The 2,239-nt window shown below is 60.2% G+C and carries 4 protein-coding genes; all 4 read left to right on the plus strand.

The annotated features are described in order from the left end of the window. Nucleotides 1–114, plus strand: a 114-nt coding sequence (locus VEH04_06200; protein HYG22358.1) for a helix-turn-helix domain-containing protein, incomplete at its 5' end; no start/stop codon positions are given. Beyond that, nucleotides 111–464, plus strand: coding sequence for a GTP-binding protein (locus tag VEH04_06205; protein HYG22359.1), 354 nt, complete (start codon nucleotides 111–113; stop codon nucleotides 462–464). The genes VEH04_06200 and VEH04_06205, both read left to right, overlap by 4 nt. A 147-nt stretch (nucleotides 465–611) precedes the next feature. Next, complete coding sequence (locus VEH04_06210) at nucleotides 612–869, plus strand: DUF3567 domain-containing protein (protein ID HYG22360.1); 258 nt, start codon at nucleotides 612–614, stop codon at nucleotides 867–869. Between the two features lie 277 nt (nucleotides 870–1,146). Then, complete coding sequence (locus VEH04_06215; GenBank protein ID HYG22361.1) at nucleotides 1,147–1,818, plus strand: methyltransferase domain-containing protein; 672 nt, start codon at nucleotides 1,147–1,149, stop codon at nucleotides 1,816–1,818. Nucleotides 1,819–2,239: the final 421 nt, after the last annotated feature.

A 2,239-nucleotide genomic window follows, 5' to 3' on the forward strand; every position in this document is an offset into this window, starting at 1 on the left:
GAGGGCGGCAGCATGACGCGCGTTGCAGAAAAAACCGGACTCGAGCGCACCCACCTGTACCGCAAGCTCAAGCAGCTGGGCGTGGAGCCGAGCAAGGTATCCCGCAAAGGGTGATTCCCGCCACGCTCGTCATCGGCGCCACCCCGGCTGCGCGGGAAGCAGCCATTCGCGCGGCGCTTGCTCCCGCAGAACACACTGCCATCATTCTCGAGGGCATTCCCGATACCCAGTCCGGCCTTGACTCCGCCGTGCCGGCGCTGCGCATCGTACGCATCGCCCCCGGCTGCGTATGTTGCACCGGCAACCTCACGCTGCGCGTCACACTCAACCGGCTGTTACGCACGAAACCGGACCGGCTTTTTATCGGTGTGGCAACCTCTGCCCACATCGCACAGATCCGTGCATTTCTTTCCGCTCCGCCCTACGACAATTTACTCGCACTGACTCAGGACTTGCATGCCTGATGCGGTTCCTGATGACAGGAACATCATTTGTCCGGCGCGTCGGCCACGGGAATCCGGCATCGGCTTGAAATCCATGCAGGTGGCCCCATTTTTGCATCAGTGATTCCGGGTCATCAGGAATTTATCCCGAACCAGAAGGAGCGCAAAATGAACTTGATCTACAACAGCGAGCAGTACAGCGTCGTAGAGTTCGGCGCCGACGACAGGCGAGAGGCCTTGCGCTTTGGCGGATATGAAATCATGGACAAATCCGGCAAGCGCGAGATCTTCATTGGCGGCACGCTCGCCAAGTCATTCCGCGAAGAGGTGGAAAACCTGATCGCAACCGAACCTACAGTGGAAGAGATTGACGACTTCCTCGGCAAATACGATGCACTGATGCGTCAGCCGGTCACCCTGCACTAATTACAAACCTCCGCCACAGAATACACGGCGTTCTGTGGAGTCCCGGAACTTCGCTGCGACTGTGCCTGAGTGCTGCCCTGTGGCATGATGGCGGGCAAAATCAGTCGGCTCCCATTCCAACGCAAACCAAGTCGCGCGGGTACCACCCGTGCAGGGCGAGGCCTTTGCGCTGCGCTGGAACGGGAGTCCGCCAGCGAGGTGTGAAATGAATCAGTCGAATGCAGGGAGTCTGACTCGCCGCGAGAGCGCGCACGCGTGCCGGAAGACGTGAGACGGCATGAACGCGAACTCTCGTCCTGTCACAAGCGCCCAGGAGGGCGTGCATGAACAGCTGCCCGCACTCGTGACCAGGCACGCCCGGTCCGAGTACAGGAAGCCGTTCATGCCATACAACCGCGATGCATTCGAGACGAGCATCGCGGCATGGCGCGCGGCAGGAAGCCGGCCACTGATCCTCGACGCCGGTTGCGGCGTCGGCCTCTCCACGCGCCACCTCGCGCGCATGCATCCGGCGCACTTCGTCATCGGCGTCGACCAGTCGGCGGATCGCCTCGCGCGCAATACTGCATGGGAGGGCTCCGTGCCCGCCAACTTCATCTGCGTGCGCGCGGATCTCGCCGACTACTGGCGGCTGATGCTCGCCGCAGGCATTCGACCGGCGAAGCATTTCATCCTCTACCCCAATCCGTGGCCCAAGATCGGACATCTGGCCCGGCGCTGGCACGGGCATCCCGTCTTTCCCGTCATCGTCGCCCTCGGCGGCGAGATCGAATGCCGCAGCAACTGGCGCATCTACGTGGAAGAATTTGCATCGGCGCTGATGCAGCTTTCCGGGAGCGCGGTCACCACCGAGCGCTTCGTCCCTGCCGTTCCGATCACCCCCTTCGAAAAAAAATACGCAGACTCCGGCCATCTGTTATGGCGCTGTGCGGCGGTGCTGCCAAGTTGATTCGCCCGCAGTTTCCACCGTAATTATTGCCCGTCAGCAATTCATATTTTTCTGAAACACATTTGGACATTGAGCATTAGCGCAGGTTTTGGAGCGAAATGGTCTGGAGAGGCTTGATTTTCCTAGGTTTCAGACGAGAAATCTCCGTTTGACGGAGCACAAACGGCCGTTCTGTTCTTGTCAACTCCCTCATTTATGGCATTGTTCGTGTGACTAAAAGGCGCTAATCTCGGCCCTTGACCACGTTTTGACGGCACTCCGACTGGCACACGCCGGGGGCACTTCCCGGCGTCGCGGCGGGGTAAAAAAACCTGCCAAAGCCGTGCGGACGACATGCCGCCGCGCCCGGTCCACACAACACGAACAAGGGTAATGCGACATGCTTAACGTCTCCAATTCTGCATCGACGACCCAGCCCGTG

Source organism: Verrucomicrobiia bacterium, assembly GCA_035629175.1.
GTDB lineage: Bacteria > Verrucomicrobiota > Verrucomicrobiia > Limisphaerales > DASXHY01 > DASXHY01.